The 25,572-nt window shown below is 61.1% G+C and carries 26 protein-coding genes, 1 tRNA gene and 1 pseudogene; 11 read left to right on the top strand and 17 right to left on the bottom strand.

Annotated elements, in window-relative coordinates; all coding sequences use genetic code 11:
- The first annotated feature begins 158 nt into the window (after nt 1–158).
- Nucleotides 159–1,355 (top strand): annotated as a pseudogene (locus M3465_RS05940) (IS256 family transposase).
- 459 nt (nt 1,356–1,814) lie between these two features.
- On the opposite strand, the gene M3465_RS05935 reads toward M3465_RS05940, so the two are convergent.
- Nucleotides 1,815–1,891, bottom strand: a tRNA-Arg gene (locus tag M3465_RS05935).
- Nucleotides 1,892–2,021: 130 nt separating this feature from the next.
- Between M3465_RS05935 and M3465_RS05930 the strand changes: the two genes are divergently transcribed.
- On the top strand, nt 2,022–3,044 hold the full coding sequence (locus M3465_RS05930) for a LacI family DNA-binding transcriptional regulator (protein WP_349305025.1): 1,023 nt from the start codon (nt 2,022–2,024) through the stop codon (nt 3,042–3,044).
- Between the two features lie 124 nt (nt 3,045–3,168).
- Nucleotides 3,169–3,384, top strand: coding sequence for a DUF1127 domain-containing protein (locus tag M3465_RS05925; RefSeq protein WP_249500775.1), 216 nt, complete (start codon nt 3,169–3,171; stop codon nt 3,382–3,384).
- Between the two features lie 115 nt (nt 3,385–3,499).
- Here M3465_RS05925 and rpsD read toward each other — a convergent pair whose 3' ends face one another.
- Complete coding sequence (rpsD, locus tag M3465_RS05920) at nt 3,500–4,120, bottom strand: 30S ribosomal protein S4 (RefSeq protein ID WP_249500774.1); 621 nt, start codon at nt 4,118–4,120, stop codon at nt 3,500–3,502.
- A 225-nt stretch (nt 4,121–4,345) separates the two neighbouring features.
- Here rpsD and M3465_RS05915 point away from each other — a divergent pair, with 225 nt between their 5' ends.
- The 3 genes from M3465_RS05915 to phbB all read left to right on the top strand — a co-directional run bounded on the left by M3465_RS05915 (nt 4,346) and on the right by phbB (nt 7,385).
- Nucleotides 4,346–5,173, top strand: coding sequence for an EAL domain-containing protein (locus M3465_RS05915; protein WP_249500773.1), 828 nt, complete (start codon nt 4,346–4,348; stop codon nt 5,171–5,173).
- Nucleotides 5,174–5,349: 176 nt separating this feature from the next.
- On the top strand, nt 5,350–6,525 hold the full coding sequence (locus M3465_RS05910; protein ID WP_249500772.1) for an acetyl-CoA C-acetyltransferase: 1,176 nt from the start codon (nt 5,350–5,352) through the stop codon (nt 6,523–6,525).
- A gap of 137 nt (nt 6,526–6,662) precedes the next feature.
- Nucleotides 6,663–7,385, top strand: a complete 723-nt coding sequence (gene phbB, locus M3465_RS05905) for an acetoacetyl-CoA reductase (protein WP_249500771.1) — start codon at nt 6,663–6,665, stop codon at nt 7,383–7,385.
- A gap of 90 nt (nt 7,386–7,475) precedes the next feature.
- On the opposite strand, the gene M3465_RS05900 is transcribed toward phbB, so the two are convergent.
- From M3465_RS05900 to M3465_RS05890, 3 genes are all read right to left on the bottom strand, one after another.
- Nucleotides 7,476–7,637 carry a YdcH family protein gene (locus M3465_RS05900; protein WP_249500770.1) on the bottom strand — a complete coding sequence of 54 codons (162 nt, stop codon included), beginning with the start codon at nt 7,635–7,637 and terminating at the stop codon, nt 7,476–7,478.
- An 86-nt stretch (nt 7,638–7,723) separates the two neighbouring features.
- Nucleotides 7,724–8,410, bottom strand: coding sequence for a tRNA1(Val) (adenine(37)-N6)-methyltransferase (locus tag M3465_RS05895; RefSeq protein WP_349305024.1), 687 nt, complete (start codon nt 8,408–8,410; stop codon nt 7,724–7,726).
- Nucleotides 8,411–8,513: 103 nt separating this feature from the next.
- Complete coding sequence (locus M3465_RS05890) at nt 8,514–8,729, bottom strand: putative signal transducing protein (RefSeq protein WP_249500768.1); 216 nt, start codon at nt 8,727–8,729, stop codon at nt 8,514–8,516.
- Between the two features lie 56 nt (nt 8,730–8,785).
- Here M3465_RS05890 and M3465_RS05885 point away from each other — a divergent pair, with 56 nt between their 5' ends.
- Nucleotides 8,786–9,784: a polyprenyl synthetase family protein gene (locus tag M3465_RS05885; RefSeq protein WP_249500767.1), complete on the top strand. Its 999-nt coding sequence runs from the start codon at nt 8,786–8,788 to the stop codon at nt 9,782–9,784.
- On the opposite strand, the gene M3465_RS05880 is transcribed toward M3465_RS05885, so the two are convergent.
- The 3 genes from M3465_RS05880 to M3465_RS05870 form a co-directional block, all read right to left on the bottom strand.
- The gene (locus M3465_RS05880) at nt 9,777–10,586 is read right to left on the bottom strand and encodes a 4-(cytidine 5'-diphospho)-2-C-methyl-D-erythritol kinase (protein WP_249500766.1); all 810 of its coding nucleotides are present in this window, start codon (nt 10,584–10,586) and stop codon (nt 9,777–9,779) included. The genes M3465_RS05885 and M3465_RS05880 overlap by 8 nt on opposite strands.
- On the bottom strand, nt 10,570–12,294 hold the full coding sequence (locus tag M3465_RS05875; RefSeq protein WP_249500765.1) for a tetratricopeptide repeat protein: 1,725 nt from the start codon (nt 12,292–12,294) through the stop codon (nt 10,570–10,572). Before M3465_RS05875 ends, M3465_RS05880 begins: the two co-directional genes overlap by 17 nt.
- Nucleotides 12,295–12,392: 98 nt before the next feature.
- Nucleotides 12,393–14,042: an electron transfer flavoprotein-ubiquinone oxidoreductase gene (locus M3465_RS05870; RefSeq protein WP_249500764.1), complete on the bottom strand. Its 1,650-nt coding sequence runs from the start codon at nt 14,040–14,042 to the stop codon at nt 12,393–12,395.
- Nucleotides 14,043–14,312: 270 nt separating this feature from the next.
- On the opposite strand from M3465_RS05870, the gene greA reads away from it, so the two are divergent.
- Both greA and M3465_RS05860 read left to right on the top strand, forming a co-directional pair.
- Entirely contained in the window at nt 14,313–14,783 is a 471-nt protein-coding gene (greA, locus tag M3465_RS05865) for a transcription elongation factor GreA (RefSeq protein ID WP_249500763.1), read from the top strand.
- Nucleotides 14,784–14,841: 58 nt separating this feature from the next.
- A complete protein-coding gene (locus M3465_RS05860) occupies nt 14,842–15,807 on the top strand; it encodes a hypothetical protein (protein ID WP_249500871.1) in 966 nt (321 codons plus the stop codon).
- A 57-nt stretch (nt 15,808–15,864) separates the two neighbouring features.
- On the opposite strand, the gene M3465_RS05855 is transcribed toward M3465_RS05860, so the two are convergent.
- From M3465_RS05855 to fdhD, 4 genes are read right to left on the bottom strand one after another with little or no spacing between them, the layout of a single operon-like run.
- Nucleotides 15,865–17,976 carry a molybdopterin-binding protein gene (locus M3465_RS05855; protein ID WP_249500762.1) on the bottom strand — a complete coding sequence of 704 codons (2,112 nt, stop codon included), beginning with the start codon at nt 17,974–17,976 and terminating at the stop codon, nt 15,865–15,867.
- On the bottom strand, nt 17,973–18,464 hold the full coding sequence (gene mobB, locus M3465_RS05850; RefSeq protein ID WP_249500761.1) for a molybdopterin-guanine dinucleotide biosynthesis protein B: 492 nt from the start codon (nt 18,462–18,464) through the stop codon (nt 17,973–17,975). Before mobB ends, M3465_RS05855 begins: the two co-directional genes overlap by 4 nt.
- On the bottom strand, nt 18,461–19,093 hold the full coding sequence (gene mobA, locus M3465_RS05845) for a molybdenum cofactor guanylyltransferase MobA (RefSeq protein ID WP_249500760.1): 633 nt from the start codon (nt 19,091–19,093) through the stop codon (nt 18,461–18,463). The genes mobB and mobA overlap by 4 nt, the downstream gene beginning before the upstream one ends.
- Before the next feature lie 39 nt (nt 19,094–19,132).
- Nucleotides 19,133–20,011: a formate dehydrogenase accessory sulfurtransferase FdhD gene (gene fdhD / locus M3465_RS05840; protein WP_249500759.1), complete on the bottom strand. Its 879-nt coding sequence runs from the start codon at nt 20,009–20,011 to the stop codon at nt 19,133–19,135.
- A 61-nt stretch (nt 20,012–20,072) separates the two neighbouring features.
- Here fdhD and M3465_RS05835 point away from each other — a divergent pair, with 61 nt between their 5' ends.
- Nucleotides 20,073–20,780 (top strand): AzlC family ABC transporter permease, encoded by a 708-nt coding sequence (locus tag M3465_RS05835; RefSeq protein ID WP_249500758.1) that lies wholly within the window; start codon nt 20,073–20,075, stop codon nt 20,778–20,780.
- On the top strand, nt 20,777–21,100 hold the full coding sequence (locus M3465_RS05830; RefSeq protein WP_249500757.1) for an AzlD domain-containing protein: 324 nt from the start codon (nt 20,777–20,779) through the stop codon (nt 21,098–21,100). The genes M3465_RS05835 and M3465_RS05830 overlap by 4 nt, the downstream gene beginning before the upstream one ends.
- A gap of 3 nt (nt 21,101–21,103) precedes the next feature.
- Here the strand turns inward: M3465_RS05830 and M3465_RS05825 are convergent, their stop codons facing one another.
- From M3465_RS05825 to mutL, 5 genes are all read right to left on the bottom strand, one after another.
- Nucleotides 21,104–21,730 carry a hypothetical protein gene (locus M3465_RS05825; protein ID WP_249500756.1) on the bottom strand — a complete coding sequence of 209 codons (627 nt, stop codon included), beginning with the start codon at nt 21,728–21,730 and terminating at the stop codon, nt 21,104–21,106.
- Between the two features lie 21 nt (nt 21,731–21,751).
- A complete protein-coding gene (locus tag M3465_RS05820) occupies nt 21,752–21,886 on the bottom strand; it encodes an aa3-type cytochrome c oxidase subunit IV (protein ID WP_249500755.1) in 135 nt (44 codons plus the stop codon).
- An 86-nt stretch (nt 21,887–21,972) separates the two neighbouring features.
- A complete protein-coding gene (locus M3465_RS05815; protein WP_249500754.1) occupies nt 21,973–22,431 on the bottom strand; it encodes a DUF6173 family protein in 459 nt (152 codons plus the stop codon).
- A 117-nt stretch (nt 22,432–22,548) separates the two neighbouring features.
- Nucleotides 22,549–23,715 (bottom strand): DNA recombination protein RmuC, encoded by a 1,167-nt coding sequence (locus M3465_RS05810; RefSeq protein WP_249500753.1) that lies wholly within the window; start codon nt 23,713–23,715, stop codon nt 22,549–22,551.
- Entirely contained in the window at nt 23,712–25,541 is a 1,830-nt protein-coding gene (gene mutL / locus M3465_RS05805; protein ID WP_249500752.1) for a DNA mismatch repair endonuclease MutL, read from the bottom strand. Before mutL ends, M3465_RS05810 begins: the two co-directional genes overlap by 4 nt.
- Nucleotides 25,542–25,572: the final 31 nt, after the last annotated feature.

Here is a 25,572-nt window from a genome sequence, read left to right as displayed (position 1 = left end):
TGTTGTAGTCCTCCGGCAAGGTAGTGCCCCACCGCATGGTGTAGGAGGCCGCGCGCGAAGCCCTTGGCTTAGCGCAGCGCGCGGCCGGGCTGGCGGCCACCTTCGATCTTCGGCAAAGGTTTGGGTTGCAACACTCGAAACCAAAGACGGAGATGACGATGACCGATGAGAGAATGACACTGCTTGAGCTGGTTGAACAGCAGGCCGATGGCGATCTTGTGCGCGAGATGTTGGCCTTCGCCGCCGAACGGATCATGGAGGCGGAGGTCGAGGCGCGGACGGGCGCGGCCAAGGGAACGCGCTCGCCGTTGCGGGAAGTGCAGCGCAACGGTTACCGCGACCGCGACTGGGACACCCGTGCTGGCCGGATCGCGCTGGAGATCCCGAAGCTGAGAAAGGGGAGCTATCTTCCCAGCTTCCTGGAGCCGCGCCGCATGGCCGAGAAGGCCCTCGTGGCCGTTATCCAAGAGGCTTATGTCCACGGCGTCTCGCCCCGCTCTGTGGACGATCTGGTGAAGGCCATGGGTGCGGGCGGTATGTCAAAAAGCCAGGTCAGCCGGCTTTGCGCCGACATTGACGAGCGGGTGAGCGCGTTCCTGGGCCGTCCGCTGGAGGGGGCCTCGCCCTACGTCTGGCTGGATGCGACCTATGTGAAGGTGCGCGAGGGCGGCCGGATCGTGAGCCGCGCCGTGATAGTAGCCGTGGCGGTCAACGAGGATGGAAAGCGCGAGGTTCTGGGCGTCGCGACCGGCCCTTCCGAAGCCGAGACGTTCTGGACGGACTTCCTGCGATCCCTGGCCGACCGGGGGCTGCGCGGCGTGAAGCTGGTGATCGCCGACGATCACAAAGGCCTGCGCGCTACCGCACGCCGAGTCTTCAACGCCACCCAACAAAGGTGCCGGGTTCACTGGATGCGCAATGCCCCGGCGCACGCTCCGGCCAAGCAGCGCACGGCGGTGGCGGCGATGCTCAAGACGATCTTCGCCCAGGAAAGCAAGGCCGATGCCGAGGCTCAGTAGGATGTTGTCGCCGACGCGTTGCGCGAAAAGCAGGACAAGCTCGGCACCTTCATGGACGCCTCGCGTGACGACGTGCTTGCCTACATGGACTTCCCGCGCGAGCACTGGCCCCAGATCGCCTCGACGAATCCGCTGGAACGGGTGAACCGCGAGATCAAGCGGCGCACCGATGTCATCGGCATCTTCCCAAACGATGAGGCCATTATAAGGCTCGTCGGCGCGATCATGCTCGAGACCAACGACGAATGGACGGTCGCGCGCCGATACATGAGCCTTGAAACTCTCTCGCGCGTGAACGACAATCCCAACGTCAGGTTGCCAGCTGCGGCATCCTGATCAGGCTCGGGCCTTGCCGAAGGTCGGCGCTCTTACACCATTCGGTGGGACACTATCGTGCAGGAAGGTCGTCCATCTTTGTTCGATTTCATGTCGTTTTGGAATGTCACCAAGGAAGGACAATGAGTGAAATGGTATATTCGTCGTGGCTCGGGGCATGACAATCTCCTTTCTGAGCGCGATGTCGGAGCTGGCGGCAGTCGCTTGGGTCGGCGAACGGTGGATGATGATGAAAGGGTCCGGGTCCTGCTCTCGATATAGAGACGCGAGCGAGCGACCTGTCTAATCACGCGCGATCGGCTTTGCGAAGGCGGTTGAGGTGAATGCCCCGTATGGCCTGTATCATATTAAAAACCATGAACCTTTTAAGTTAGAAACCGGCTTGAAACGGGATTCTGCGCAAGCAATTGCGTTCTTTTAAGCACGCAACCGGTTTTTCTGGCAATTCATCCGAATCCATGGCGATCCCGGCAGGATTCGAACCTGCAACCTGCCCCTTAGGAGGGGGCTGCTCTATCCAGTTGAGCCACGGGACCGCGCGGTTCGGGTTTAATGGGCGCGTTCGGATTTGTCACCTGTTTCCGCAGCTTGCCATCCCATCCCAATGGCTTGCCGGGCGCGGAAGATTTGCGCTAGGCTTTTGTTGAGACATTCAGGATGCCGGTCGTGACCAATGACGTTTCCCGCCCTCTGACACTCCGAGACGTCTCCGAAGCTTCCGGGGTTTCGGAAATGACGGTCAGTCGGGTTCTGCGCAATCGTGGTGACGTGTCGAAAGGCACGCGCGAACGGGTTCTGACGGCCGCCAAGGCTTTGGGCTACGTGCCCAATAAAATTGCCGGTGCCCTGGCCAGCCAACGGGTCAATCTTGTTGCCGTGATCATTCCAAGCCTGCGAAACATGGTTTTTCCCGAAGTCATGTCGGGTATCAGCGCCGTGTTGGAAGAGACCGAATTGCAGCCGGTCGTGGGCGTTACAGATTACCTGCCGGAAAAGGAAGAGCGGGTTCTCTACGAGATGCTGTCATGGCGCCCTTCCGGGGTGATCATTGCCGGCCTCGAACATACGGATGCGGCAAGGGCGATGCTCAAGGCGAGCGGTATTCCGGTGGTGGAAATCATGGATGTTGACGGGACGCCGATCGACTCGATGGTCGGAATATCGCATCGGCGTGCGGGGCGCATCATGGCGCAGGCGATTTTGAAGGCAGGGTATTCCCGGATCGGATTTCTCGGCACAAAAATGCCGCTCGATCATCGCGCGCGCAAACGCTTCGAGGGATTTACCGAAGCTCTTGCAAAAAGCGGGGTCGAAATAGCGGACAAGGAGTTTTACTCCGGCGGATCGGCTCTCGTCAAAGGGCGCGAGATGACATCCGCCATTCTGGAACGCGAGCCGGACCTGGATTTTCTATACTACTCCAATGACATGATCGCGGCGGGCGGGCTCTTGTCGCTGCTTGATCGCGGGTTTGACATTCCGGATCGGATCGGCCTTGCCGGCTTTAACGGTGTGGAGCTTCTTGAGGGTCTTCCACGCCGGCTTGCCACGATCGATGCATGCCGCACGGAAATCGGGGAGAAGGCCGCAGAGATCATTGCCCAGCGGGTCAACACGCCCGAGGCGGCGGTGGAAACGGTGGTCGAGTTGACGCCGACGATCAGCTATGGAGACACGTTGCGGCGTTAACCGTCGCTGCGGTGCGCGGGTCATGCGCCAGAAGGCAAACGGCTATGCGGAGGTGAGGCTACTCACCGAGGCCCGCCAGCCTTATCTCAACGGCTTGAATGACTGATGAGATTAGAGGCACGACATGGCACTCGCCGATACCGACCGAATTCAGAAATATGGCTTTTTCTCGGGACTGCTCGATGGCATCACCCGCGGCTTCGTAAGAATTGCCGAAGCAAACTGGCGTGCGCGCGAGGTTTCGCGACTTTATGCGCTGTCCGACGAGGCGCTGGCGCAAAAAGGCTTGAAGCGCGAGGATATCCCGCATCACGTTTTTCGCGATGTGTTTTGGGCCTGATTGAGATCGAATTGATGAAAAAGGCCGCGTCTCGAGCGCGGCTTTTTTTCACGTCCAAATGAAAAAGCCGCTCTTCAAAGAGCGGCTTTTGCAAGGATTTTGATGAATCGCGACTTTAGTTCTGCGCGTAATATTCGATGACGAGGTTCGGCTCCATCATCACGGGATAAGGTACATCGCCAAGCGCCGGCGTGCGCACGAATTTCGCGGTCATCTTGGAATGATCGACCTCAAGATAGTCCGGCACGTCACGCTCGGGCAGTTGCACCGCTTCGAGCACGGCCGTCATTTGCTTGGACTTTTCGCGGACTTCGACAACGTCACCTTCCTTCACGCGATAGGAGGGGATGTTGACGCGCTTGCCATTGACCAAAACGTGACCGTGGTTCACGAATTGACGTGCGGCAAAGACCGTCGGGACGAACTTGGCGCGATAAACGACTGCATCGAGACGACGCTCCAACAGGCCGATGAGTTGCTCGCCAGTGTCGCCGCGAAGGCGCTCTGCCTCTGCGAAGATACGGCGGAACTGCTTCTCGGTCAGGTCGCCATAGTAACCCTTGAGCTTCTGCTTGGCGCGAAGCTGCAGACCGAAATCGGACATCTTGCCCTTTCGGCGCTGACCATGCTGGCCGGGGCCGTATTCGCGACGGTTGACCGGGGATTTCGGACGACCCCAGATGTTTTCGCCCATCCGGCGGTCGATTTTGTACTTGGCAGACGTGCGTTTGGTCACGGCTGATCTCCTTCTATAAGTGACGCCCGAGAGGGGCGGCGGTGAAGGGCGTTGTCCTCTTGGGCATTACCCCATGACAGGCATCCCCTTGCGGGGGCCACCAACACCAATGAAGGCGCGCTTATACGCCTGGTTCAGCCGGTGTCAACAGCCTGTTTCGTCGGCTGTTAAACCTTGTTTAAGACCTGTGCGCCAAGATCGGAGGCAAGATGAAAGGAGTTTGTCATGCCGCCACGCGCTGCCCGAAGACCGGCTGGCCCCTCGCCGCTCGATACAGCGGCCCATTTGCGCGATCGCGCGGTCCTGTCGATGGTCGAACAGGCAGTGGAACATCGTGAGGTGCGGCTGGCATTCCAGCCCATCGTTCATTCCCGCCATCAAGACAAGATCGCCTTTTACGAAGGGCTGATTCGTGTCGTGGATCCGACGGGCCGGATCATACCCGCCTCGCAGTTCATCACGCAGATCGAGGAGCGCGAAACCGGGCGCCTTCTGGACTGTCTCGCGCTGGAACACGGGCTGCGCATCCTGGCCAAGAACCCCGGTATTCGCTTGTCGATCAACCTGTCTGCGCGGTCGATCGGCTACCCGAAATGGCGCAAGGTGCTGGCGCGAGGGCTTTCGCGCGACAAAACCGTCGCGGAGCGTTTGATACTTGAAATTACCGAAGCCTCGGCAATGCTCGTCCCCGAGCTGGTGACGCAGGCGATGCGCGAATTGCAGAAAGAGGGGATCAGCTTCGCGCTTGACGATTTCGGTGCAGGCTACACCGCGCTGCGCTACCTTAAGCAATTTCAGTTCGACATTCTCAAGATCGACGGACAGTTCGTTCGCGGTATTGCGACCGATGCGGACAATCAGGTTCTGACACGTGCGATCATCGCCATCGCGCAGCAGTTCGATATGTTCACCGTTGCAGAATTCGTCGAGACCTTCGATGATGCCAATATACTCGCGCAGCTCGGCGTCGATTGCCTTCAGGGATTTTATTTCGCCGCGCCAACGATCGAGCCGCCGTGGCGTGCTTCACTCACCCGCGTTCTTTCTGCTTGATCCGGGCAGAAAGCGTTCCGGCAACGAATCTGCTTTACCCTGAGACACCCTGTCCAGTAGCCCATATTTCGCCGCTGCTTTAGGAGAAGCTCGGAATAGGTCTGGGGGTGGCGGCGCAAATCCGCAATACTGCTCGGGGAATCAACTATGAACCATAGAATTGTTGGAGGGACGAAATGACCAATGTAGTGATCGCATCGGCTGCGCGAACGGCCGTAGGCTCGTTCGGTGGCGCTTTTGCAAACACACCCGCGCACGATCTGGGCGCAGCAGTGCTTTCGGCGCTGATCGAACGCGCCGGCATTGAGAAGAACGCCGTTTCCGAGACGATCCTCGGTCAGGTGCTGACCGCAGCGCAGGGCCAGAACCCCGCGCGCCAGGCCCATATCAACGCCGGATTGCCCGAGGAAAGCGCCGCATGGGGGATTAACCAGGTCTGCGGATCGGGCCTTCGTGCCGTCGCGTTGGGTGCGCAGCACATCATGCTCGGCGATGCAGAGATCGTTTGCGCCGGCGGTCAGGAAAACATGACGCTGAGCCCGCATGCGGCGCATCTGCGGGCCGGGCACAAGATGGGTGATGTCAAATTCATCGACACGATGATCCGCGACGGCCTTTGGGATGCGTTCAACGGGTATCATATGGGCCAAACAGCCGAGAATGTTGCCGAGAAATGGAGCATCTCACGCGATGAGCAGGACAAATTCGCCGTCGCCTCCCAGAACAAGGCGGAAGCGGCACAGAAGGCTGGAAAGTTCGAGGACGAGATCGTTCCCTTCACTGTCAAGACACGCAAGGGAGACATCGTTGTAGACAAGGACGAATACATCCGCCACGGCGCAACCATTGACGCGATGCAGAAGCTGCGCCCTGCGTTTACCAAGGATGGTTCGGTTACGGCAGCAAACGCCTCGGGTCTCAATGACGGCGCTGCCGGGGTGCTGCTGATGTCGGCGGAAAACGCCGAAAAGCGGGGTATCAAACCTATGGCGCGTATCGCGTCCTATGCAACCGCCGGTCTCGATCCGTCGATCATGGGGGTCGGTCCGATCCACGCCTCGCGGAAGGCGCTTGAAAAAGCGGGCTGGTCCGTCGATGACCTCGATCTTGTCGAAGCGAACGAGGCGTTCGCCGCGCAAGCCTGTGCTGTCAACAAGGATATGGGCTGGAACCCCGACATTGTGAACGTCAATGGCGGCGCCATTGCGATCGGCCATCCCATTGGCGCGTCCGGTGCTCGCGTTCTCAACACGCTTCTTTTCGAAATGCAGCGGCGCGATGCCAAGAAGGGACTTGCGACACTTTGCATCGGGGGCGGCATGGGCGTCGCTCTGTGCGTCGAACGGGATTGATGAGCGAGTAAGAATTGCGGGGCGCTTCGAGCGCCCCTTTTACCGAGCTGATGCAATTTTTGGCGCAACAATGTTGCGCATTGCGCCATCAGCAGATAACAACCTTACCAAGACACACAGGCCTGAGAGGAGACATCATGGCACGAGTAGCTCTAGTGACCGGCGGCAGCCGCGGCATCGGCGAGGCGATTTCCAAAGCCTTGAAGGCGGATGGCTACAACGTAGCCGCGACCTACGCCGGAAACGACGAGAAGGCCGCAAAGTTTACCGAGGAGACCGGGATCAGAACCTATAAGTGGAATGTGGCTGATTACGAAGCCTCGAAAGAGGGCATCGCCAAGGTCGAAGCCGATCTCGGTCCGATCGACGTCGTGGTTGCCAATGCGGGCATTACCCGCGATGCGCCCTTCCACAAGATGACTCCCGAGGCTTGGAAAGAGGTGATCGATACCAATCTGACAGGGGTATTCAATACGATACATCCGATCTGGCCGGGTATGCGCGAACGCAAATTCGGCCGCGTGATCGTGATATCCTCGATCAATGGGCAAAAGGGTCAGTTCGCGCAGGTCAACTATGCTGCCACGAAAGCGGGCGATCTTGGCATCGTCAAATCGCTTGCGCAGGAAGGCGCGCGGGCGGGTATCACGGCAAACGCCATTTGCCCCGGATATATCGCCACGGAAATGGTGATGGCCGTGCCCGAAAAGGTGCGCGACTCGATCATCGCCCAAATCCCTGCCGGCCGGCTTGGGGAGCCCGAAGAAATCGCACGCTGCGTGACATTTCTGGCGTCCGACGATGCCGGGTTCATAAACGGCTCGACCATATCGGCGAATGGTGGCCAGTTCTTCGTCTGATCTCCGGGGGTTTCAACGCAGAAAGGCCCGCCATATGCGCGGGCCTTTTACATTGGTATCAGGCACCGGCTCGAACCGGGCCGGATATATTCAGGACAGGCGTTCGATCTCTTCCTTGAGCCGCAGCTTCTGTTTCTTCATTTCGGCAATGGCAAGACCGTCGGTTCCCGGCGCGCGCTGCGCCTGTTCGACTTCTTCAGACAGGGTTTGGTGCTTCCGCTTCAATTCCTGAAGGTGTGAAGTCAAGCTCATAAGATCCTCCTGTGGCTGGTGCTCGTCCAGTCCACCACAGATTTTCAATTCTGTCACGCGACATCGGAAGCTTCGGTAAATTACCGCTAACATTGCCACGATTCGTCGCGCCTTTCGCCCGGAAACCGAAGCGGTTCAGGCTGCCTCAACGCCTTCGAAACACCTTCGGTATACGAATCGCCGTCGCTCTCGTGTCGGTCCCCCCGGTGCAGAATGAGCGGTGGATGCAAAACGAACGCCGCTCGGCGCGTTTTCCGACCTCTGAGAAAAAAGAGCCCTGCTGAACGACCGGCCCTTGGCTGTATCGGCCAAAGCTCCAGCGCCCCAAGCGTTTCGCGAAAGGCGGCCATCAACTCAGGCAGACGTTCGGCGCGCTGAATGAACGTGGCCATTCCGCCGGGTCTCAGACGCCGGGAGGCGACGTTTGCCCATTCTGCCAGCGGCACTACCCCTGAACGCGCAAACGCACGGTCTGCGGCAATCGGCGGCTTGGTGTGGGGGCTTTCGAAATAGGGCGGATTTGCGATCACGTGATGGAATCGCAGCGATTTCACCGCGGCGGGAAGCGCGTTTATATCCGCGCAATACACCAATCCCCTCGCGCCGCTCTCATCCAGATTCCGCTGGGCCAGCGCGGCATAGCCCGGTTGAATGTCCACCCCATAGCAGACGATTCCAGGAACCCGCGCCGCCAGACAGGCCAAAGCCGCCCCGCCACCGCAGCCGAGTTCGAGAACCGTCTCTCCCGACCGGATCGGAATCGATGCCGCCAATAGAACCGGATCTGCCCCGGCGCGATATCCATGTTTCGGTTGCCAAAGCTGCAGCGCGCCGCCGAGAAAATTATCCCGGCTTAATTCCGCGGTTGTGAAAGGCTCAATCCTCAAACGTCACACCATAATCGCGCAGAACCTTTCGTGCGACATCGATCTGGCTTGACCGCACCATGAGCCGACGCGGCAAAATGCCGATCGATCCTTCGAGAACGCTCATGTTTACGTCCAATTCAAAGCTGTCTATACCCTCATCCGCGAGAACGGCACGGGCGAGCGGGATGAGTGTGATATCATTTGTTCGCAAAAGCTCTTCCATGACCTGGATTTAGGAACACGCGGCCCAATTTGTCGAGCCGTGATGAAGCAATGGTGATGCCCTTGAACATGCCCGCCGTAAAACCCCACGACCGCCTTGCCGAATTGCTCGCCGATGACCTGGAGCAGGTGAACAGCCTGATCCGCACGCGCATGAGTTCGCGCCACGCGCCTCGAATTCCGGAAGTTACCGCGCATCTGGTCGAAGCCGGGGGAAAGCGGCTCCGCCCGATGCTGACCCTCGCGGCAGCACGCATGTGCGGCTATGACGGGCCCGATCATATCAAGCTCGCCGCGACGGTCGAGTTCATCCACACCGCCACTCTGCTGCATGACGATGTTGTCGATGAGAGCGAAAAGCGTCGCGGTCGGCCGACGGCGAACCTGCTTTGGGACAACAAATCCAGTGTTCTCGTCGGAGACTATCTGTTTGCCCGCTCGTTCCAGCTCATGGTTGAAACTGGGAATTTGCGGGTGCTCGATATTCTTTCGAACGCGGCGGCAACGATTGCCGAAGGGGAAGTTCTGCAACTTTCCGCAGCGCAGGATCTTGCCACCACGGAAGAGATTTATCTTCAGGTCGTTCGCGGTAAAACCGCGGCGCTTTTCTCGGCCGCAACCGAGGTCGGCGGCGTTATTTCCGATCAGGAGGAAACCATCGTCAAAGCCCTGTTCGACTACGGGGATGCGTTGGGGATCGCGTTCCAGATCGTTGACGATCTTCTCGATTACTGGGGATCGGACGCAACCGGAAAGAACATCGGCGATGATTTTCGGGAACGCAAGCTGACGCTTCCGGTCATCAAGGCAGTTGCTGCGGCGAATGAAACCGAGCGTGCCTTCTGGTCACGCACGATCGAAAAAGGCCGGCAGGATGAAAGCGATCTCGACCATGCAGTGAGCCTTTTGGGCAAACACGGAACGCTCGAGGCGACGCGCAAAGACGCACTCTGCTGGATCGAAACGGCGCGTGAGGCTTTGCGGCAGTTGCCGCCGCATCCGATTCGCGATCTGCTCGACGAGTTGGCGGATTACGTCATCGCCCGCGTCAATTGACGCTACCAAGGGTTCGCGTGGCCCGAACCCACCAATTCGGGTGAATTTGCGAAATCTCGGCTTCGGCCTGTCGTGCCTGGGCCAGATCCGGGTAAAGACCGAAGCAGGTGCTGCCCGAACCCGTCATGCGAGCGAGCTTCGCATTCTTCAAGGCACCGAGAACTTCGCCGATCTCGGGCGCAAGTCCCTGGGCTGCGTCTTGCAAATCGTTGCGTTGCCGGCGGAGCCAGTCTGTCCAATCTTCCCCGGGCCGTCCGGGCAAAGCATCCATCGGGCTTCCCGACTTGTGAGCCAAGGCTCTGAACACATCGGCGGTCGGGAGGTGAATGTCCGGATTGACGAGCACGAGCGCAAAACCCGGGACCGTGTCAAGCCGCTGCAGGCGCTCCCCAATACCGCGCATTCGTTGCGGCGCGTCGGACAGACAGACAGGAACATCAGCACCAAGCTGCGTCGCGAGATCGCGGCGGTCGAACGCACGCAAAACCGCGGCAGCATCAGCCGAACCGCCCCCCAACCCTGCGCCATGTGGCACGTTTTTCTCTAGAGAGATATGACAGGGCGTATTGGCAAGCTCTGCCGCGCGCCACGCCAGATTGCGACTGTCCGTCGGAACGCCCGATGCGAATGCGCCATCGACGGTCAAGCTCATTTCTTGCGTTGGAACGCATGTGAGCCGATCGGCAATATCAGCAAAAACGACAAGTGAATCCAATAGATGATACCCGTCAGCACGTTGCCCTGTGACGTGTAAAGTCAGGTTCACCTTTGCACGCGCACGTGCCTCAATCGGAACTGCCATTCGCTACCTGCAAGGGCTTCTTCCCTTCGTCAGCTAGAACCTTATCCAGCCCCGCGCTCAGCTTGGCGCGGATGCGGTCGGGATCGACTTCCTCGGCATTCGTTCCGAAACTGGCGAAAGACAGCGCCCGGCGCCATTGGAACCGGGCTTCGGTCTTGCGGCCAACGGCCCAATACACGTCGCCAAGATGGTCATTGACGACCGGGTCGACAGGCATCAGTTCGGCTGCGCGCTCCATATGCGTAACCGCTTCTTCGTAGCGTCCGAGGCGGTAGAGCACCCATCCCAGGCTGTCCATGATGTAACCGCTTTCCGGTCGCGCGGCGGCGGCGCGTTCGATCATGTCCAGAGCCTCGTCAAGCTTGATCTGCTTTTCGACGAGGGAGTAACCAAGGTAATTGAGAACCTGGGGTTGCTCGGGGTTCAGTTCCAACGCCGCACGGAAATCAGCTTCGGCTTTGTCCCAATTGCCGATACGCTCATAACTTATTGCTCGGGCATAGTGCAGAAACCACTCGGTATCGCCCCGCTTCTCAACAAGTTCGAGCGCCCTCGAATAGGCCGAAACCGCGTCTTCGTAGCGCTCCAGGCGGCGCATCATATCGCCGAGCGTGCTGTGAACGACCGGCTCGCTCGCGTGGGTTTTTGAAAGCCGCTCCAGCACTTCGATGGCCGCATCGGTCTTGTCGCTATCGCTGAGCGCGGCTGCTCGGCCAAGTTCTGCCGCATGGTAGGCAGGGTGGTCCACAGGTACGCGCCCATAGGCCTTCACCGCGAGCTCGGATTGACCGAGATCGTCCAGCAACCCGGCTGTGAGCAGGATCGCATCGACATGGTTCGGCCGCAGATATTCGGCCACGCGTGCGTATAAGAGGGTAAATTCATCATTCGCCTCGGTGGCGAGCGCCGCCGCAAGCGTATAAAACACCTCCGCCAACCCGTCTTTCGCACTTCGGATGTGGGTGAATGGCATGGCCGTTCCAGCCTCCAGCGCGGACTTCATGTCGCGCAGCCCCGGATCCAGGTCTTGACCGAATACCTGGTCGAGCAGCGCCAGCGCCTCCTCGTTTCGTTCCAGTTGGCTCAACATTTCGGCATGTGCCATCACACCGCGCCGCGTCATTTGCATTCCGCTGGCGCCGGCTTGGTCGAGAATCGTGACGGCACCTTCGAAATCCCCGACCGAAGCCAGTGCGATCGCCTTGTGGTAGAGCGCGAAGCCTCGCATGCCCTGCTGGGCGGCGATCTCATCGAACGTGCCGAGTGCGGCGGACATATCGCCGGTTCCGAGGGTTGCCCACGCCAGCAAAAGCCCATCCACAAGCGGCCCGACGCCGCGTTGATCGGACAACATTTCGGCAAGCGTGGCATAATCTTGGTCTGCGGCGGTTTGCGCGACCAGCGCCATATGCGCAACCTGGCTGCGCTGTCCGTCGCCGGTGATCGCAACTGCGAGTTCCGCCGCGCGTGGAATGTTACCCAGAGAAATCTCCGCCAGCGCGGCCCGTTCGAGTATCGTAGGATTTTCCGGGTCATGCATGATTGCGCGCCCGTAATGACGCGCAGCCGCTTCGATATCGCCATCGAAGCTGGCCTGCCGGCCGGCAAGATAATCGCCCGACAACGTTCCGGCGCCCGCGCCCGAAGCGAACGCGAAGCCCAGAAGAGCGATCATTGCGATATGCCGGCACAATAGCCAACGCATCATGTCAGACTCCACGGATAACACCTTTAGCGAAGGTAGCCCGCGACCCCTTAACAAACAACCACCGAGCCTTGGTGAAACAGCCGAAAATCCGCTCAATCCTACATATTCGGATAGTTCGGCCCGTCGCCTCCCTGTGGAACCGTCCAGACGATGTTCTGGCTCGGATCCTTGATATCGCAGGTCTTGCAGTGAACGCAGTTCTGAAAATTGATCACGAATTTATCGCTGCCATCTTCGGCCTTCACGAATTCGTAAACACCTGCGGGGCAATATCTTTGCGACGGGCCGGCGTATTTCGGCAAGTTCACCGCGACGGGAATACTGTCGTCCTTCAGCTTAAGATGCGAGGGCTGGCTTTCCTCGTGATTGGTTGCGGCGAAGGACACGTTCGTCAACCGATCGAAAGACAGCTTACCGTCCGGCTTGGGATAGTCGATCGGTTTGAAATTTGCGGCCTCGCCGGTCGCTTCGGCATCGGTCTTCCCATGCTTCATCGTGCCAAGCAGTGAAAAACCGATCTGGTTGGTCCACATATCGAAACCGCCAAGCGTGAGCGACGCGGCAAGACCCCGCTTCGACCAGAGCGGTTTGACGTTCCGCACCTTCTTCAGATCCCGGCCGATCGCCCCATCGCGAACTTCGGTTTCGTAAGCCGTCAGTTCATCCGAGCGGCGCCCTGACTTGATCGCGTCGCACGCCGCCTCTGCGGCGGCCTTGCCGGAGAGCATCGCGTTATGATTGCCCTTGATCCTCGGCACGTTCACCATTCCGACGGAACAACCCAGCAGGGCGACACCCGGCGCGACCATCTTCGGCATCGACTGGTAGCCGCCCTCGCTAAGCGCCCGCGCACCATAGGCGACCCGCTTGCCGCCCTCGAGCAGGCCGGCGACCAGCGGATGATGCTTGAAGCGCTGAAACTCCATATAGGGATACAGATACGGGTTCTCGTAGTTCAGATGAACGACGAAACCGACAAGAACCTGATTATTGTCAATATGATAGATGAACGAACCGCCACCCGCATTGCGCCCGAGTGGCCAGCCCATCGTATGCGTCACGGTGCCAGGCCGATGCTTGTCGGGATCGATCTCCCAGATTTCTTTCATGCCGAGGCCGTATTTCTGCGGCTCCTTTCCCGCTGAAAGATCGAATTTCTCGATCACCTGCTTCGACAAGCTGCCGCGCACACCTTCGCCAAGGAACACATATTTGGCATGAAGCTCCATCCCCGGCTCGTATCCCGGACCGGGCGTGCCATCGGGATTGAGACCGAATTCTCCGGCCACGACGCCTTTCACGCTGCCATCGTCGGCATATACCAGCTCGGAACACGCCATGCCGGGGAACACCTCTACCCCGAGGTCTTCGGCCTGCTCGGCCAGCCAGCGGCAGACGTTGCCCATCGACACGATGTAATTGCCATGATTGTTCATCAGCGGAGGCATCGGCCAGTTCGGAACGCGGATTTTTCCTGCTTCGCCAAGCAGGTAGAAATTATCCTGCGTCACCGGCACGTTCACCGGGGCGCCCCTCTCCTTCCAATCCGGGATGAGCGCATCGAGCCCGACCGGGTCGAGCACTGCGCCGGACAGGATATGCGCCCCGACTTCCGAGCCTTTTTCCAGCAGCACGACCTCCAGATCGGGATCGAGCTGTTTCAAGCGGATGGCCGCCGAAAGCCCGGCAGGGCCGGCCCCGACAATGACGACGTCATATTCCATCGTTTCGCGCGTTTGTTCGCTCATAGCAACTCTTCCCATGATGCCCGGCCTTCCGGCTCTTGCGGTTTTGGCTACCTTGCAGGGGCTTTACCGTCAATTGTGACACGGCGTTGCAGCGCGTCCAGACGCATGAACGCTGCATTTTTTCACGCGCCTCACCGCTTCACGGCCCATGCCCTCTTGCGTTTCCGCGCGGGGTCGAGTCAGTCTTGTGTCAACGTAAACGACGTGATTAGACCGCGCCGAGGAACCGGCGCCAGGGCGCTGCCCTGCCGATCAAGAGGGAACCGCTTCATGGAAAAGCTACCGATGACCCGCGCGGGCCATTCCGCGCTCGAAAGCGAATTGAAAACGCTCAAGTCGGTCGAGCGTCCGGCCGTGATCCAGGCAATCGCCGAGGCGCGCGAGCTCGGCGACCTGAAAGAAAACGCGGAATATCATTCGGCCCGCGAAAAGCAGGGCTTTATCGAGGGGCGCATCAAGGAGCTGGAGGGTGTCCTCGGCATGGTCGAGGTGATCGATCCGGCAAAAATGTCCGGTCCGATCAAGTTCGGCGCAACCGTGACACTGGTCGACGAGGATACCGACGAAGAAAAGACCTGGCAGATTGTCGGGGAGCACGAGGCGAATATCGAAAAGGGGCTGCTCAACATCAAGTCGCCCATCGCCCGCGCCTTGATCGGCAAGGAAGAAGGCGACAGTGTCGAAGTGCGCACCCCCGGCGGGGAGAAATCCTACGAAGTGTTGAAGATCGAGTATATCTGATGGCGTTTTGCCCACGATGACACAGCACCGAAACGCCCCTCCCGGCGCGAATGCCGCCATGAAGCGCGATGCCGATTTCGCCTGGGGGCTCAGCGGGATCGAGATGACGGCCGCCGCGCTCAGCGTCGTCTGGCTTCTCGTCTCGACGCTGTTCTTCGTTTTCGCCGATAGCGAAGGCGCGGACGGAATACGGTTCTTGCTGGTGATGATGGTGGTGTTCTTCCCCGTCGGAATGATCTGGGTGGCCGCTCTTGGCGCGCGCGCGTCGCGCATCATGCGCGAGGAGAGCACGCGCCTGCAGACCGCCATCGATGCGATCCGGCACGCCTATATCACGCAAAATCAGGCGGGCGGGCGCGATCAGCAGCCGCATCCGTCCATCGTCAAGAAGCTTGAGGAGATCGCGGACGCGCAGAAAAAGGCCGAAACCACGCTGGCCATGTTCACCTCGACCCGCGCCGCGCAGATCGCCGTTCAGGCGGCTGCGCCCGATCCCGAAACCGGCGATCAGCCGACGCTCGCGCTTGGCACCCCGGCGGAAGCCTTGCATCCACCGCTCTCCACCGCCGATTTCATCCGCGCGCTGCATTTTCCCGAAACCGCCGACGATCAGGAAGGCTTCGCCGCGCTGCGCCGCGCGCTCAAGGACCGTCCTTCCGCGCAACTGGTTCAGGCCGCGCAGGATGTGCTGACCCTGCTGAGCCAAGACGGTATCTACATGGATGATCTGCGCCCCGACATGGCCCGTCCCGAGCTGTGGCGCCGCTTTGCCAAGGGCGAACGGGGCCGAACGATCGCCGCGCTCGGCGGCGTGCGCGACCGCTCGTCACTGGCCCTTGCCGCTGGCCGGATGAAGCAGGATCCGATCTTCCGCGATGCCGCGCATCACTTCCTCCGCCTCTTCGACAAGGGTTTTGCCCGGTTCGAGGAACATGCCAGCGACGAAGATATCTCGGCGCTTGCCGGAACGCGCACCGCGCGCGCGTTCATGCTGCTGGGCCGTGTCACCGGCACGTTCGACTAAAGCCGGGGTGTTTCCGTTGACGGAAACACTGGATGCGTCGACGCATCCAAGCCCGCGCTAGAAGAACGATCCGAAGGGAATGTAACGCACTGGAACGCCGGGCGAGACATGCGCCTCCCCGTCAGGCAGTTCGACAAGCCCCTCCGCCCAGCTCAATCCGCTGATCCGCCCTGATCCTTCCGATTTGAACACCTCCGCCCGGCCGTTCCGAATCCGCGCGCGCAGATATTCGCGCCGGCCCGGTTTCTTTCGCTTCTCGAAGCCCGCCGGCACGTCGAACCCCTGCGGCTCGCGCCAGCCGGCACCGGCGAGCGCCCACATCGCCGGGCGGGCGAAGATCAACGTGCAGACCAGCGCGGCAACAGGGTTGCCCGGCAATCCGAAAACCGGCGTGCCATCCCACATGCCAAGCGCCAGCGGACGCCCCGGCTTGAGCGCGATGCGCCATTCCTGCATCGCGCCGCTCTCTCGAAGCAAGGCGGACAGATGATCTTCGTCCCCTGCTGATGCCCCACCAGAAGTCAGGATCACATCGGCTTGCGTCGCAGCGCGCTCCAAGGCGCGACGAACAATCTCCCGGTCATCGCGCGCGCATCCCATATCGACGGTGTCGAAACCGAAATCCCGGCACAATGAAAGAAGCATGGGCCGGTTCGCGTCATAGATCTGCCCCGTCCCGGCAGGCGTTCCGGGCTCCGCGATCTCGTCCCCGGTCGACAGGATCGCAACCCGTAGCCTTTCGAACACCGGCAGGATACCATGCCCGACAGCCGCCGCGAGCGCCAAATCCGCAGGCGTCAGGATACGCCCCGCAGACAGCGCGACATCGCCGGCAGGGACGTCTTCGCCGGCCTTTCTGGTGTTCGCACCGCGTTTCAGCGGCCCGTGAAACGCGATGCGCCCCTCGCCGACGGAAACATCCTCGTCCAGAACGACCGTATCCACCCCTTGCGGCAGATCCGCTCCGGTCAAGACACGCACCGCATGGCCGGGCGGCAATTCGCCGACAAACGGCGCACCCGCTGCCGCACGGCCCTGCACGAGCGGCAGGATCTGCGGCCCGTCGCCGATGTCCGACGCCCCGAACCCGTAGCCATCCACCGCCGTGTTGGGATGCGACGGGTTGGAGCGCAAGGCGATCAGATCGGTGGCCAGCACACGCCCGGCGGCTTCGAAAAGCGGAACGCTTTGCGGTTTGACCACCGGGCGCATCCGATCGCGCAGCATGGCGAGCGCATCGTCCACAGGCGTCCAATCCACCCCGGCCGGCAGCGCGAAGCAGTCGTTTCGCAGGGGGGGCGGCATCAAATCGGGCAGGCGCGCAGCGGTCATGAGATGCGCCTCATGCCCCGCCCCAAGGATCCACCCCTCCTGCCGCACGCCATCGGGAACATCGTCCAACATCGCACGGAGTTCCCCCTCCCCCACATGCGCCAGAGCCCGCGACAGCAAACGCACCTGCGCCCGATCACGGATCGGATCACCGTCGTCCTTGACCGCCCCTTCGATCAGCCCGGGCCATATCTCAATGAAAACCGTCTGCGCATCCTCGATTCGCTCGAACGGCCAGACCTTCACGCCCGCCCGGCGGCGCAACCGGGACAGCATGGGCAGCCCCATCAGTGCCTGACTACCCACGGTGGGGTTAAAAAAGAGCTGGAAACAACTCGAAGACGCCTGCGCGCGCAAATCGGCCTGGCGCCGTTCGGGAACCCGATCAAAGGCAATACCGGCCTTGCGATAGGGAATCTCCGGCCACAGTGCCTCGTTCGGCTTGCCCCAGAACGGCCCCGGGCCAGTGAACATGGCATTGAGGGTTTCGGCCACATCGAAGCGATTGTTGCGCCCCTCCGCGTCGTCCTCGATCCGTTCGCCGAGCCAATCCCAGAAAACCAGCGGATCGTCAGATCCGGTCACGGCGCGCACGAATCCCTGCGGATAGCCGAAGGGAAAGTCGAACCCGATCAACGCGCGGCGGCCAGCCTGTTCCTCGCGCTCGATAAAGGCGCTCAGCCATGCCTCGGCCTCGATACGAGTGCGCAAATAGACAGGTTCCTGCTCAACCCCGTCCTGCACGGAACCGATCCAGATCGCATTCGGCGACGGGCGCGCGGGCGCTCTGAGCCCTGCCGACCAGTCCACCACGGTATAGCTGTCGAACCTGGTCAAAGCCCCACCTCGGCGAGGACGAAATCGGCAATGCGCGCAGTGTCGTCAAGATCGAAAACCGGCCGGTCCAGATCGAGGGAAACATCGCTCGCGACCGCGCGGATCGTCGTATCGCCGGGCGCGATCAGGCCATTGCCTGTATCCGCCCTGTGTGCCTCGATCTTCGGATGACGATCGCGCTTGTAGCCCTCGATCAACACCAGATCGACCGGCTGCATCCGACCCAGCAACTCCTCCAGGCTCGGCTCGGGCACATCGCGCAGCTCGTGCATCAACGCGAAACGATTGCTTGAGGCGAGCATCACTTCGGTCGCGCCCGCAACCCGGTGGCGATGGCTGTCTCGCCCCGGCTGATCGATATCGAAAGTGTGATGCGCATGCTTGACGGTCGAAACGCGGTAGCCGCGCCCGGTGATCTCCGTCACGAGCCGCTCCATCAATCCGGTCTTGCCGGAGTTCTTCCAACCCGTCACCCCGTAAAGCCTCATAACATGCTCCGCGCGGTTTCGAGATCCTCTGGCGTGTTGACGTTGAAGAATGGATCGCCCCCGCGCCTGCCGAACACCGCTTCACGGCCCCCGTGCCGTTCGGTCCAGACAACCACCTTGCTCACACCAGCCTCGAGCGTCTCTCGCAGATCCTCGCGCAGCGCGACGGGCCAGAGACCAAAGGTTGGATGCCGCACCAACCCGGAACGGCTCATCGATTTCGTTGCTTCATTGCCGCGTGGCGTCGCCGCCAGAACAAGGGGATGGTCCATACCCTCCGCCGCTCGCACAAGAAAATCGGCCAAATCCGCAGGAAAGAAGGGCGTATCGGCGGCGACCGTAACGATCACGTCCGCCCCCTCGCCTGCCGCCCAATCAAGCCCGGCCAGAACCCCGGCCAGAGGGCCGGGAAAGCCCGCCACGCTGTCGGGTAGAACCGGCAGGTCGAACGCAGCGAACCTGGCTGGATCGCCATTGGCATTGATCGCGAGCTTGCGCACCTGCGGCTCCAGCCGTTCGATCACCCGCGCCATCAGGGGCCGACCGCCAAGTTCGAGCAAGCCCTTGTCGCCCCCGCCCATGCGCCTTGCCTGACCGCCCGCCAGGATCACGCCCAGAGGTTTTTCCATCACCGCCCCCATCATGCGGCGCGAACGCCGCTTTTTTCGCTAAACCGCGCTCTTGCGCCGATGCTTCTTGCTCTCCTCCGGAACCGCCTCCGGGTCCATATCGCGCAGCACTCGATCCGCGCCCGACAAGCACAGGAACCGCTTGCCACGCATCCGGCCGATACAGGTCAGACCGACCTGCCGCGCGATCTCCACCCCCCAGGCCGTGAAGCCCGAGCGCGATGCGAGAACCGGGATACCCATCAGCGCGGTCTTGATCACCATTTCAGATGTCAGCCGGCCCGTAGTGTAAAGGAGCTTGTCCTCCGCAGAAACGCCTTCGCGAAACATCCATCCGGCGATCTTGTCCACCGCGTTGTGGCGCCCGACATCCTCCATATAGACAAGGGGTCGGTCACGGCAGCACAACACCGTTCCATGTATCGCCCCCGCTTCGAGGTAGAGCGACGGCGTGGTGTTGATCTTGTTCGCCAGTGTGTAGAGCCAAGAGGTTCGCACCTCCGCTCGCGGCAAAGTGACACGATCCAACCCCTCCATCATGTCGCCGAACACGGTGCCGACGGCGCATCCGCTCGTGCGCGTCTTCTTCTTGACCTTCTCCTCATAACTCGTCTGGCGCTCCGTTCGAACGACGACGGTTTCCAGATCCTCGTCGTAATCGACGCGCGTGATCACATCATCAGATTGCAACATGCCCTGATTGCGCAGGAACCCGATTGCCAGATATTCGGGAAAATCGCCGATTGTCATCGCCGTCACGATCTCCTGCGCATTGAGGAAAATCGTCAGCGGGCGTTCCTCGACCACCCGTGCCTCGACCTCGCTGCCGGTGTGATCCACGCCAGAGACCGACCGTGTCAGCCGCGCGGCCTGCGGATCGGGCGCGATGATGTAGTCCGTCTGAGCCTCATTCGACATAGATTGCAACTCCTTGCGGCAGAGGATACCCCGTTGCGGCGAAAGCCAACAGGGGAGAGTGATGGCGGGCGTCGGCATAAAGTCAAGCTACTGGCGCGGCTTCCGCGACGGTGTTCCGTTTCTCGCGGTGATCATTCCCTTCGGGATGCTGTTCGGTGTCGTCGGCACCGAGGCCGGGCTCGAAATTTATGAGACACTTGCCTTCTCCATCGTCGTGATCGCGGGAGCGGCGCAATTTACCGCCCTGCAACTGCTGACGGAAAACGCCCCGACCATCGTCATCATCGCCTCTGCACTGGCGGTGAACCTGCGGATGGCGATGTATTCGGCATCCATCACGCCGCATCTGGGCGCCTTGCCCTTCTGGAAACGCGCCATTGTTGCCTATTTCCTCGTCGATCAAACCTATGCGACCGCGATGATCGACTATGAAACGCGTCCGGCGCAACCGGTTGAAGACAAGTTTCGCTACTTTCTCGGCGTTCTCACCCCGATCTGCCCGCCTTGGTATTTCGCGACGCTGGCCGGAGCTCTGATTGGCGAAGGCATCCCGGCCGGTCTCGGCCTCGATTTCGCATTGCCCATCGCCTTTCTCGCGATGATCGGCCCGATGCTGCGCACTCCGGCGCATCGCATCGCGGCGCTGGTTGCGGTCATCCTCGCGCTCGGCTTCGCGTGGCTTCCGTTCAACCTCGGGCTGATGATCGGCGCCGTCGGTGGCATGGTTGCCGGCGCGCGGGCCGAAGTTGCGCTGGGGCTGGAGCCATGACCGATACGGCCCAGCTCTGGCTCATCATTCTCGCGCTCGGTGCGGGCAGTTTCGGGCTGCGCTTCGTGTTTCTCGGCATCGTTGGGAATCGCGATCTGCCACCCTGGCTGCTCAGGCATCTGCGCTACACCGCCGTCGCCGTCATCCCGGCGCTCATTGCACCGCTGGTGGTATGGCCCGCCGCGACCCAAGGTGCACCGGATGCGCCCCGGCTCGCTGCCGCGGTGGCGACCTTTGCGGTGGGCTATTTCACCAAAAACGTCCTTGCGGCCATGGTTATCGGGGCTGCCGTGCTGATCGGACTGAACGCGCTGATCTAACGCTTATCGCGCGGCGACCTTGTTCTCATAGGCAGCGATGGCGACGGTTTTGTCGTCGTCATCATTCTCGACCAGAACGCGGGTTTCAACGCCCGGCAAAGCCCCGAAATCGCGCATGAGGCTTTTCGGAAACCAGGTCGCGCCGATGCTTTCGAAGCCTGGCAATTGCCGCAAGAGAGCCGCCGTGCTCTGCGCGCATCTGGCAGAGCCGACCGGCCCGTTCCCAATGGCGAGCTGCATGGCGCGCTCCGCCACGTCCGCCGGCACCTCGATACGCTGGATCGCCACACGATACGTCTTTCGTGCATGCGCCCGAGCGTAGAAATCCGCAACCTCGGGCGTCACACCGTAAAGCACGTCATCGCGCTCGGGCACCGAACTGAGCCTGACCGATCCCGCCGGATCGAAGATGATCCGTTGGGAGGCATTGATCATCAGGCTCGTATGCGCCCCCGCCTCCGAACGGTTGTTGATCATCGTATAAAGCGTGAGCGCCGGCGGCCCGTCATGGCGGTAGGACGCGCTGCTGATCACTTCGAGCGGCGCGTCGGGGCGCAGATCCGCGCCCGCCCCGCAGCCGACAAGAATCGTCAGCGCCATCCCGGCGCAGAGACGCCAAAGCGAAGTCATCACGGTCACGCTGGCCGGCGATCAGGAATTGAAGATCGCGAGGAAAATAAGAACCGCAATCGAGGCGATCGCGACGCGTGTTGCGACCTTGATAAAGCCTTCGAAGGTCTTTTCCTGCTCCGTGATATCCATGGAACCGTGCTTGTGTTCAGCCATTTCAAACAATCCCTAACCTGAGTTGCCCTGTCGCTACCTGATTTGCCAGCCGCTGTCACGCCTGCATAGAGTGCGATCTGTCGCGCCTAACCGGCTTGTTCAAGTTTCGCCGCCAATTCGAACCCGATCCGGCGCGGCTCCGCCTTTGTCTCTGGTTTCGGCAAGGCGCGCAGGGCGACGTTGAGTTGAGACACATGCTGAATAAGCTGCATCCGCCGTCCCTTCGAATCGGTGCCGTAGAAGGTGACGATATCCGGATCGAAGAAGCCTAGCCCTTCGATCCGGAGCACGCCTGTCTCATTGCCGGCAAATCCCATCGCGACCTCGTGTTCGTTGTCCAGCGCCTCCTCGAAATTCTTGATATAAAGGATCAGCCTCTCATGCGCCCATTCTGCCGGGCTCTTGCGCGCGGCCGGCTTCTCGGTCACGCAATCGGCGCTTGCCGCCGCGCGCGTCGACGCGTCATCGGACGTATGCGCATCGTATTTGCGGGGCAAAGCATCCGTTTCGGCATATTCCGCTGTCGTTCTGATATCGTCGTTCATGTCAGGCTCCTGCGTGGCGAACGGGGAAGCAGATTAACGAAAGGTTAAAAGGGCCGGAACGGACCCGATGTTTCGCATGCGAAACAAAAGGGCGCGGTTGCTGACCTATATGCCCGATCATTCCCCCGGCGTTTCGGCAAGGCGCATCACCGGCTGGCCGGCGTCCTGCGCCAATTCTTCAAAATCGAAGTTATCAAGCCGCCGCGCGCGGCGCCCGGCCTTGTCGGCGCTGATCTTTATCTCGGCGATGTCCTTGGACGCCTGCCCGAAATGCCGATCCAGATTCTCGACCCGTGTGCCAAGACGGTCGACATCGGCATACAGCAACCCAAGCTCCTTTCGGATGGCCCCGGCCTGCTCCTGCATCCGCGCGTCCTTCAGGATAGCGCGCATTGTATTGAGCGTCGCCATGCATGTGGTGGGCGACACGATCCAAACGCGCGCCGCAAAACCCTCTCGCACGATCTCGCGAAAATTTGCGTGCAATTCGGCATAAACAGCTTCGGAGGGCAGGAACAGCAGTGCGCCGTCCGCTGTCTCACCCTCGATGATATACCGCTCGGAAATATCCTTGATGTGTTTTCGCAGCGAAAGACGCAGCTGTTGGGCCGCGCGCGTCGCCTGCTCGGCCGTTTCCGAACGGCGCAACTGCTCATAGGCTTCGAGCGGGAATTTGCTGTCTATGGCGATCGGCCCCGGCGGGTTGGGCAGGTGAATCAGGCAATCGGCCCGTTTGCCGTTCGAGAGCGTGGCCTGCAGATCGTAGCTGTCCTTCGGTAATGCCTTGCTGACGATATCGGTGAGCTGGATTTCCCCGAACGCGCCGCGGGTCTGCTTGTTAGAGAGGATATCTTGCAGAGATAGCACGTCGCCCGACAATTTGGTGATATTGTCCTGCGCCTTGTCGATGCTTTGCAGCCGTTGCTGTAGATCGCCGAGCGATTGCGCGGTGCGGCGCGCCGACCCTTGCAGGTTCTCCGTCATCTGCGATTGCACCTGCGCCAAGCGGCGCTCCATCAGTTGGAGCATGGCCGTCTGGCTCTGCGCCTGCGCCTCGCTGACATGCGTCAGTCCGCCGGAAAGCCGCTCCTGCCCGTCGCTGAGCGCCTGAACGCGCTGGCCGACCTGCGCGAGTTGGTAGACCAATGGTTCCGCCAGTTTCGCAGCGCGGCGTGCTGAAAGCACGGACAGGAAGAGAAGCCCCAGAACCGCGGCCATCAGCGCCAGCGCGGCAAGCACGAGCGGGTTCGAAAGATCGAGCGCGGTATCACCAATCTGAATCATGTCCGTCCGAACAGCCTTTCGATATCGGCCAGCTTGAGTTCCACATAGGTGGGCCGGCCGTGATTGCATTGCCCGGAATAGGGCGTCGCTTCCATCTCGCGCAGCAGCGCGTTCATCTCCTCGGCCCTCATCGCCCGGCCCGATCGGATCGAGCCATGACAGGCCACACGGCTCAATATCGCCTCGATCCTGTCTTCAACCGCTCGCGAACGCCCGTTATCGTCAAGCTCATCAAGCACATCGCGCAGCAACGCGTCCGCATTGATCTGGCCCAGAATGGCAGGGGTTTCCCGCACCACGACGGCACCGTTCCCGAATGGTTCTACCACAAGACCCATACGATACAAATCGTGAACATTCTCTAAAAGCCGATCGCAATCTGCTTGGCTCAACTCCACAACCTCGGGAATCAAAAGAGCCTGCGCGGATACGCCGGTCTCGGCCATCTGCGCTTTCAGTTTTTCGTAAACGAGCCGTTCATGCGCGGCGTGTTGATCGACGATCACGATCCCGTCTTCGGTCTGTGCGATAATGTAATTTTCGTGCACCTGCCCGCGCGCCGCGCCGAGGGGCAGAGCGGTGCGCGGCGCTTCGGACTGGCCTGTCTCCTCCACGACGCGGCCGCTAAAGCTTTGGGCCATTTCGGAAAAACCGGGCGCTTGCGCCGCATAGGCCGTTTGTTTCGCGGCGAAATCGGGGCGGTCCATCTGGTAGATGCGCGGCTCGCCCGCTGGCTCCGGGCGCATCGCACCGAGCGTGGCTCCGGCGACGGTGGTCGAGGCGCGATGGCCGGCGTCTGCAAGCGCGTGGCGCAGGCCCGAGACGACCAGGCCGCGCACCAAACCCGGCTCCCGAAAACGGACTTCCGATTTGGCCGGATGGACATTGACATCGACCTTGCGCGGATCGCAATCGATGAAGAGCGCGACCGCCGGGTGCCTGTCGCGCGACAGGAAATCGGCATAGGCACCGCGCAGCGCGCCGATCAGGAGCTTGTCCCGCACCGGGCGCCCGTTGACGAAGAGGAACTGCGCGACCGCCGCGCCGCGCGAATAGGTCGGCAAACCGGCCAGCCCCGTCAGGCGGACGCCCTCGCGTTCGGCATCGATTTGAACGGCATTCTCGACGAAATCGCGCCCCATCACCTGCCGCAAACGCTCGCCCAACGCTTCGAACAGATCACCGCTTGCCGCATCGGCCCGAAAGGTCACGCGCCCCTCGCCGCCACCCGAGACATCGCGCAGCGTGAACGCGATAGAAGGCTCGGCCATTGCAAGGCGCTTGATGACGTCCGAAATCGCCTGCATCTCCGCTCGGTCGGACCGCAGAAACTTCAAGCGCGCCGGGGTGGCGTGAAACAAATCGCGCAGCGAAACGACCGTGCCGCGCGTCAGCGCTGCCGGTTTGATCGGTGCGACGGCCCCGCCGGAAACGGCGATCTCCGCACCCTCGCAGCCGTCGGCACGGCTGGTGATGCAGAGCCGCGCGACCGCACCAAGCGATGCGAGCGCCTCACCGCGAAAGCCGAAACTGTGGATGTCGAGCAAATCCGAACCGTCGATCTTGGAGGTGGCGTGCCGCGCCAGGGCGAGCGGCAATTCCTCGGGCGGGATACCGCAACCGTCATCAGAGACGCGAATGGATGTCTTGCCGCCGTCGGCGACAGCCACCTCGATCCGCGTCGCGCCGGCATCTATCGCGTTCTCCACCAGTTCCTTGACGGCGGAGGCCGGGCGCTCCACAACCTCGCCGGCGGCGATCCGGTTGATGGCGCTTTCCTCAAGCTGTTGAATAGATGCGCGGATATTGGGGCTGTGGGTGTTCATGCCACGAGATGTAGCATGGCGGCACCGATTC

Origin of the sequence: Marivita sp. GX14005, assembly GCF_023370775.1 — a bacterium.
Classification (GTDB): Bacteria; Pseudomonadota; Alphaproteobacteria; order Rhodobacterales; family Rhodobacteraceae; genus Marivita.
The sequence above is the reverse complement of the archived record's forward strand: the minus strand, read 5'-3'. Positions and strand labels throughout refer to the sequence as shown.